Below are 7,090 nucleotides of genomic sequence, written 5' to 3'. Positions count from 1 at the left end.
GTGCGCTTAACGTACTTTGTTTCTGTCTTTTCCATAATGTTACTTTTTGTTGTAACGCTATTTCAGGACTAGACAGTCGTAAAAATAAAGGGGGGGGGGAGAATTGCGGTTGCGGCCAATATCATATTTAATCTTCTGATACTTGGAACATTTAAGTACTACAATTTCTTTATATCGAATTTTTGCAGTTTGCTTGAAGCTTTCGGATTCCATGCTGATTTCCCTATAATTAATCTTGTATTACCTGTTGGTATTTCGTTTTATACATTTCAAGCCTTGAGTTATTCGATTGATGTTTATCGGGGCAATCTCAATGCTACGCGAGATATTGTCGCTTTCTTTGCGTATATCAGTTTCTTTCCACAACTGGTTGCAGGACCTATAGAACGGGCGACGAATCTGTTACCGCAGATGACACAAAAACGTTATTTTGTTTATGGTGATGCTGTTGATGGTATGAGACAAATGCTATGGGGCTTTTTTAAGAAGATGGTAGTAGCTGACAATTGCGCGATGGTAGTTGATGAAGTATGGGCTAATTATTCATCTTTCTCTGGGTTTGTATTATGTCTTGTTGCCATCCTCTTCGCCTTTCAGATATATTGTGATTTCTCCGGTTATTCAGATATAGCTATCGGTTGTGCAAAATTATTTGGTATCAAGTTAATGCAAAATTTCAATCATCCATATTTCTCTCGCAATGTAAGAGAGTTTTGGAACAGGTGGCATATTTCTCTGATGTCTTGGTTCCGAGATTATATCTATTTTCCTTTGGGGGGAAGCCGATGTTCAAAATGGAAGACGATCAGAAATACGATTATTATTTTTATTGTGAACGGTCTTTGGCACGGTGCAAATTGGACTTTTATATTATGGGGAATCTATCATGCATTGCTATTTTTGCCCTTGATTATTTGGAAAAGAGCAAAATACAAAAACGCGGCAACTGCAGGGGAAAACGCATCCTCGGCAAAGGAAGTGATGAAAATAGGATTGACGTTCCTTCTTGTAATGTTTGGATGGGTATTGTTTAGATCGCCGTCTGTTGGTGATGCGTATTTATATGTAAGCAAAATATTTTCGCTGACTTTTTTTGATGTTTCCATAATAGGGAAACGTTGCTTTTTGTATATCACTATTCTTTGTGTATGCGAATGGTTTCGGCGGGGGCATCCGTATGTCCTTGATGAATTGGAAAAAATCGCTTTTTTTAAGGTACGGACGATAAGATGGGCCTTATATTTATGTCTGTTTGGTCTGACGATGTTGTTGGCAGGAGGCCAATCCGATTTTATTTACTTTCAATTTTAAATCGTCATGAAAAAGTTTTTAATTTATATTTCTGGTTTTTCGATACTCGTTTTTATTCTGTTTGGGGGTGTGGAATTATTACTTCTATTAGTTCCTAATGAATATACATATAAATTAAACTATTTGAAAAGACATAAAGACGACATTAAGTGTTTGGTTATTGGCAATAGCCATGCTTCCACAGGAATAGATGCTGGCAGACTTGGAGATAGCGCTTTCAATGCCGCAATATCCGGCCGTTTTATTTATTATGATGCAAAATTGGCCGAACTATATATCCCGGAGATGAGAAATTTACGTTTTGTAATTATGCCTCTCTCTTATGATACGCAGTATTTCAGTTATCAGTATAAGGATATTTGGAATTACCCGTCAGATTTCGAAACAACGTATAGATGTATGTATGCGAAATATGCTGGAATATATTATAACAATGAAAGACAATACTGTTCAGAAATACTCTTTTCGAAGATGAATTTATTGGGTAGATTGTTGGGCCGAAATCAGATTATGTGTGATTCCTTGGGACTTGAACGTTTCCCGCTGACAGAACGTCGAAATGACTGGGATAAGGCCAGTCTTGTTAGGGAAAGACTCAAATCCCACAAAAATGCCGAAAAATGTGTGGATGAAATAACCGGTTATTTTGAACGAATTTGCAAAGTGTGTAAAGATGCAAATGTTCAGTTGATTCTGTTCACAATACCATATTACAAAACCGCAAGAGATAGTGTTACACAAACGGGTGTTAAGGAAATGCATTCAATCGCCGAACGATTATGTCGATGTTATGGTGTAAAATATCATGATTATATGTATGATAATCGTTTCTCTGAAGCTGACTTTAAAAATGCAACGCATTTAAATGAACTGGGAGCAGCAAAATTATCGGATATTATCAGAGAAGATTTTTTGAAGTAGAGTATAATATACATTCTGAATTAACCATTCTCTTGCATAAGGGCATTTATTCATCAAATGTATTATAAAATTCTTTTCACAATAGACAATAGCGATAATGTTGACAGAGATAGACGTCTAATATTGTTTTGATTATTTTAACGTTGTGTCATTTATGCATATCGGAATCGTAACGCTTCCAATACATGACAATTATGGCATGATTTTGCAGAATTATGCCTTGCAAAAAGTTTTAAGGAGTTTGGGTCATACCCCCATAACTCTAAATTTTTTGTATCCGACACCTTTATGGCGGGTTGTGCTATCAACATGTAAAACGCTCTTATTATATTTCATACCAGGAAGGCGGTGTTCGTTTTCCTCTTATCGTGTTAAACAAAGTCCACAAATAAAGGTGTTTGTTGATAAATACATTATTCGCACTCGCCCGATCAGAAGGTATACTCGTAGATTGCTTTGCAAATATCGTATCGAAGGTCTGATTGTCGGTAGCGATCAGGTCTGGAGACCGCGTTTCAACCGCTATCTCGAAGATATGTTTCTGCGCTTCGCACAGCATGAGAAGATACGGAAAGTCGCCTATGCCGCCTCTTTCGGGGTTGGCACCTTGGAATTCAGCGAGCGGCAGTTGCAACGCTGTGCGCCGCTATTGCAACAATTCGATAAGGTATCCGTTCGTGAGGCTTCCGGAGTGGATTTATGTCGGAACTATTTCCATGTCGAGGCCGAACACGTGCTCGACCCGACGCTCCTGTTAGACCACTCCGACTACGAACGGCTTTGTGCCGAGGTCCCGCGCCGCACGGAAAAATTCATGGCCTGTTACATTCTCGACTCTACCGAAGAGCAACGGCGGCATATCGACCGTATGGCGCAACAGATGCATATGACTACAAAATATTTTACCTCCTACCACTCTTCCTTAACCGTGGAAGAGTGGTTGGCGATGTTCCGCGATGCTGCCTACGTGGTTACGGACTCGTTTCACGGTACAGTCTTTTCTATTATTTTCGGAAAGCCGTTTACCACGATTCTCAATAAAGACCGCGGAGAAGATCGATTCACATCGTTACTACGAATGTTAAGCTTGGAGAAATGCTTAATATCTTCGGTGAAAGAGTTGCCGGAAGAATTGTACAATTGGCATATGAATGATGCCGTTGATGCCGTTCTGTCCCTTGCGCGGAAGGCGGCTAAGATCTACTTGCAAGACGCATTAAAGTGAATTTTTGTGTGGGAACGGGATGGATTTATGTATTAGATGTTAATAACAATACTTCGGTAAATAATTAATCAAATACTTTAAAATCAGCGATTTAAATTAATAATGGCTCGCATAAAAAGAATAGATCAAGCGCCTGATTTTCAGTAACTTTATGTTGCCATACATAAATTAAACATGGAAATATCAGGAGCGCTCAACCAATATATGAATATCTGCAGGGATGCCTTTAATAGATATACTACAAAGTTAAACAAAAGTAAGAAATATGTAGTAATGGAGACATTGCTTTTATTTATGGTCATACCAAGAAAAATGGACTTCACACAGCTGGTGCGCTACGGGAACTGAGCGAGCAGTGTTACAGGCAGACTTTTGCGAAGAAGTTTGACTAGGTGCAGTATAATCAGAACCTGATGGAAAAGCTGTTTGGCAGGAATGGCAGAAAGGCAATAGCCATAGATCCGAGCTATATATCCAAATCGGGGAAACATACTCCAAATATCGGTTACTTCTGATCCGGTGTTGCAGGGGCGGCTAAAAGGGGTTTTGAAATACTTGGGATAGGAATCATAGACATTGACATGAAAGACTGTCTCATGTTCAAGGCAGAGCAAACACCAAATGCAGAAAATCTGCAAGGGAAGAATTATACTCTTACTGACTGGTATCTGCATGTATTTAAAGGGAGGAAGGACAGGCCACTGGCCATATCAAAGTACGTAGTGGCTGATGCATATTTTGCAAAAGCAACTTTCGTTCAGGAAATTGCTGAATTGAGATTCCATCTTGTCAGCAGGCTTAGGGACGATGCAAATCTCATGTACATATACAAAGGCAGACCTACAGGTAAAAGAGGGAGGCCTAAAATATATGGAGAGAAAATAGACTTTGAGAACCTCGACTATTCTAAAATGGAAAGAATAGAGACCGGATCGGAAGATGGAGAACTCTATACGCTTATCGCATACTCAAAGACCATGAAGAGGGACATTAGGCTGTCATATGAAAAAACGGGAAAAGAAGGCACCAACTTTACTTTCCCTCTGATGTCAGCATATCCGGTAAAGAGGTCATTGAATTTTACAGGACAAGATTCCAAATCGAATTCTGCTACCGTGATGCAAAACAATACACCGGATTGTATCACTACTAGGCAAGGGATGAAAGAACACTTGACTTCGCATTCAATGCTTCATTTACCGCTATCAATGCGGCAAAAATAATAATACGATGGGCCATTCTCTGTCGAGTCCTTAAAGTCTCTGATTTTTAACTCATATCTGCTTGACCGATTTTTCAAGTTGTCTGGTGCAAGACCAAACAAGAGGATAAATGCTAAACTTGTCAAAGAACTCATTGATATAGTTGCTTACAGGGCAACGTGAAAATATTTACAAATAATTTTATAACTAACTATTATTAATAAATAATGTTCCTCTGTCTCTTGTTTATACTGTGCATGTTATGCACAGTATACAAAATTAATGGCGATCGGAGAACGCAACTGATATTCGTTTGGGGATTCTGTTTTATTTGTTTTATTCTTACCGGAACACGATGGCATTTCGGAGGAGATTGGAGCTCTTATTTAAATTATTTCAATGAAACAAAAACGCTGGATTTTAATCGTAGCGAATTTCAAGCGGATTATGGCTGGATACTGCTGACATGGGCTGTTAAAACAATATGCCCTTCATATATTGTTTTTCAGTTTTTAATGGCTATCATTATTTTTTTACAACCTATCAAAGCATTAAATATTTTTCTCCTGTTCCTTTGTTGTCGTATATGGTATTATTCTCATTGAATAGTGGTGGCATTGCTTATGTCAGGACGGTAATAGCGACATCTATTTTTTTGTATTCATATATTTATGTATCCCAACGAAAGTTTTTCCCTTTTTTATTGTGTGTCTTATTTGCTACTTCTATCCATTTCTCTTCAATAATAGGGTTGCCTTTATATTGGATATATCACAATAAATCTGCATATTCAAGATATCTTATTATTTTCTTATGTTGCTCAATTTTTTTCTATGTCTATGGTCGCTTATTTTTCTCTAATGTATCATTGTTCGGATCATATATTCAATATAAATTAGACCATTACATTACCGGACAAGACGCTGGAATCGATTTTGGAGAGACAATATCATGTGAAAAGGCCATGATAAATCATTTAATAAAGAAAGGAATAATCCTGTTTTTTTTATATGTTTATTGCAGGAAAGAGTATGCTAAAAATCCTGTTTTGAGAGGATTTACGAATATCTTTATAGCTGGTTCAATTATATATTGTTCTTTGGCTCCGCTGTCAATGCAATTTGGCAGAATGGCTCCTTATATGGATTGTGTAGAAATTTTCCTCGTAGCATTCATTTTTTCATGCATACATAAAAGAGCAAATAAAATATTATTCTTTTTAATAATTATTACCATGAGTATCATAAGACTTTGTGGTCATGTCTTTCCCGATCCGCTGCTTTATAATTATCATAATATAATAGAATTATGAAACGAATACTCTATTTGGCATCATTTGATATTTCTCAAAGAACTGGTGGCGGGCTTGCCTCTTTATGCTATTATAATGCGTTATGCCGTATCCGGCCTGGATTGGTTGACCTTGTCTTGCCGGCAGAATGTTGTTGCGGAATATATAAAAATGCCATTGGTTTACCAAAACGTAATTTTATTGATTTTCTCTTTGATTTCAGTATGCATCGTGGCAGAAAGTTTATCAAAAACTTTTTGCGCCAACATGGTCGAGAATATGATATATGCGTAATTAATGACAGCAGGTATGGTGGAGATTTAATGGATATGATACATAATTATGATATCAAAATAGTAATGATACATCATAATTATGAAGTAGAATATTGTATGAGCAATAAAACATGGCAGACCCTCCATGGCATAATTCCGTATTGGGTGTCCTATATTGAAAAAAAAGCATATAGAGATGCTGATGCTAATTGCTATCTCACACGAGATGACATAAAACTAATTACTAATGCTTATGGGGAAAGCCACGGTAAGGCACATCTACTTGGGGTATTCGATTATATGGACTTGGAGTATCGTCCAGCAAATAGTGGTATATTAACCACGGCGATTATAACGGGCAGTTTAAATGACTATCAAACATATCATAGCATACAAATATTTGAAAAGGATTATTATCCAATAGTGCAAAGATTGTATCCTCATATGAATTTGATTATTGCTGGCAGAAATCCTGACAATGTAATACTGCAATTTGAAACACGATATAAAGGAAATATAAAGGTTAGAAAACAATGGATGATGTAATAGAACAGGGCTCTTTTGTAATATGTCCAGTTTGCATTGGAGGCGGATTGAAGTTGAGATTAATGGATGGTTTAAAACGTGGATTGCCTATATTGGTACATAAAGTATCGGCAAGAGGATATGACTGTTTCCATGGTCAGCCTTATTTTCAAGTTTACGAAAGTCCGGAATCTTTCGAGTCTGGACTCAAAAACATTGTAGAATATATGAAAGCCAACACGGCATACAAAGAAGAAATACTTACTACATACAAACAATATTTTAGTTTCAAGGCAGGAGTAAGCCGAATAAATAGAATTATTGAAAATATAAATTGAAA

Annotated in this window: 6 protein-coding genes and 1 pseudogene; all 7 read left to right on the top strand. The window is 37.1% G+C overall.

The features are described 5' to 3' along the window. Nucleotides 1-189: 189 nt before the first annotated feature. The 7 genes and pseudogenes from Q0Z70_RS05645 (at nucleotide 190) to Q0Z70_RS05620 (ending at nucleotide 7,088) form a co-directional block, all read left to right on the top strand. Nucleotides 190-1,311 (top strand): MBOAT family O-acyltransferase, encoded by a 1,122-nt coding sequence (locus tag Q0Z70_RS05645; RefSeq protein WP_298073140.1) that lies wholly within the window; start codon nucleotides 190-192, stop codon nucleotides 1,309-1,311. A 6-nt stretch (nucleotides 1,312-1,317) separates the two neighbouring features. Next, nucleotides 1,318-2,232: a hypothetical protein gene (locus Q0Z70_RS05640; RefSeq protein ID WP_298073139.1), complete on the top strand. Its 915-nt coding sequence runs from the start codon at nucleotides 1,318-1,320 to the stop codon at nucleotides 2,230-2,232. Between the two features lie 154 nt (nucleotides 2,233-2,386). Next, a complete protein-coding gene (locus Q0Z70_RS05635) occupies nucleotides 2,387-3,457 on the top strand; it encodes a polysaccharide pyruvyl transferase family protein (protein WP_366807153.1) in 1,071 nt (356 codons plus the stop codon). 596 nt (nucleotides 3,458-4,053) lie between these two features. Then, a complete protein-coding gene (locus tag Q0Z70_RS05630; protein WP_298073137.1) occupies nucleotides 4,054-4,680 on the top strand; it encodes a transposase in 627 nt (208 codons plus the stop codon). 206 nt (nucleotides 4,681-4,886) lie between these two features. Next, nucleotides 4,887-5,971: pseudogene (locus Q0Z70_RS13550) on the top strand (EpsG family protein). Next, the gene (locus tag Q0Z70_RS05625; RefSeq protein WP_298073136.1) at nucleotides 5,968-6,771 is read left to right on the top strand and encodes a hypothetical protein; all 804 of its coding nucleotides are present in this window, start codon (nucleotides 5,968-5,970) and stop codon (nucleotides 6,769-6,771) included. The pseudogene Q0Z70_RS13550 and the gene Q0Z70_RS05625 overlap by 4 nt, the downstream one beginning before the upstream one ends. After that, on the top strand, nucleotides 6,759-7,088 hold the full coding sequence (locus tag Q0Z70_RS05620; RefSeq protein WP_298073135.1) for a hypothetical protein: 330 nt from the start codon (nucleotides 6,759-6,761) through the stop codon (nucleotides 7,086-7,088). Before Q0Z70_RS05625 ends, Q0Z70_RS05620 begins: the two co-directional genes overlap by 13 nt. Nucleotides 7,089-7,090: the final 2 nt, after the last annotated feature.

This window comes from uncultured Bacteroides sp. (assembly GCF_947632445.1).
Taxonomy (GTDB): domain Bacteria; phylum Bacteroidota; class Bacteroidia; order Bacteroidales; family Bacteroidaceae; genus Bacteroides.
This window is presented reverse-complemented; position numbering and strand designations above follow the sequence as displayed.

Coding starts and splice junctions, on each gene's coding strand:
- Q0Z70_RS05640 (WP_298073139.1), top strand. CDS start 1,318: ATGAAAAAGTTTTTAATTTATATTTCTGGTTTTTCGATACTCGTTTTT.
- Q0Z70_RS05635 (WP_366807153.1), top strand. CDS start 2,387: ATGCATATCGGAATCGTAACGCTTCCAATACATGACAATTATGGCATG.
- Q0Z70_RS05630 (WP_298073137.1), top strand. CDS start 4,054: ATGTTCAAGGCAGAGCAAACACCAAATGCAGAAAATCTGCAAGGGAAG.
- Q0Z70_RS05625 (WP_298073136.1), top strand. CDS start 5,968: ATGAAACGAATACTCTATTTGGCATCATTTGATATTTCTCAAAGAACT.
- Q0Z70_RS05620 (WP_298073135.1), top strand. CDS start 6,759: ATGGATGATGTAATAGAACAGGGCTCTTTTGTAATATGTCCAGTTTGC.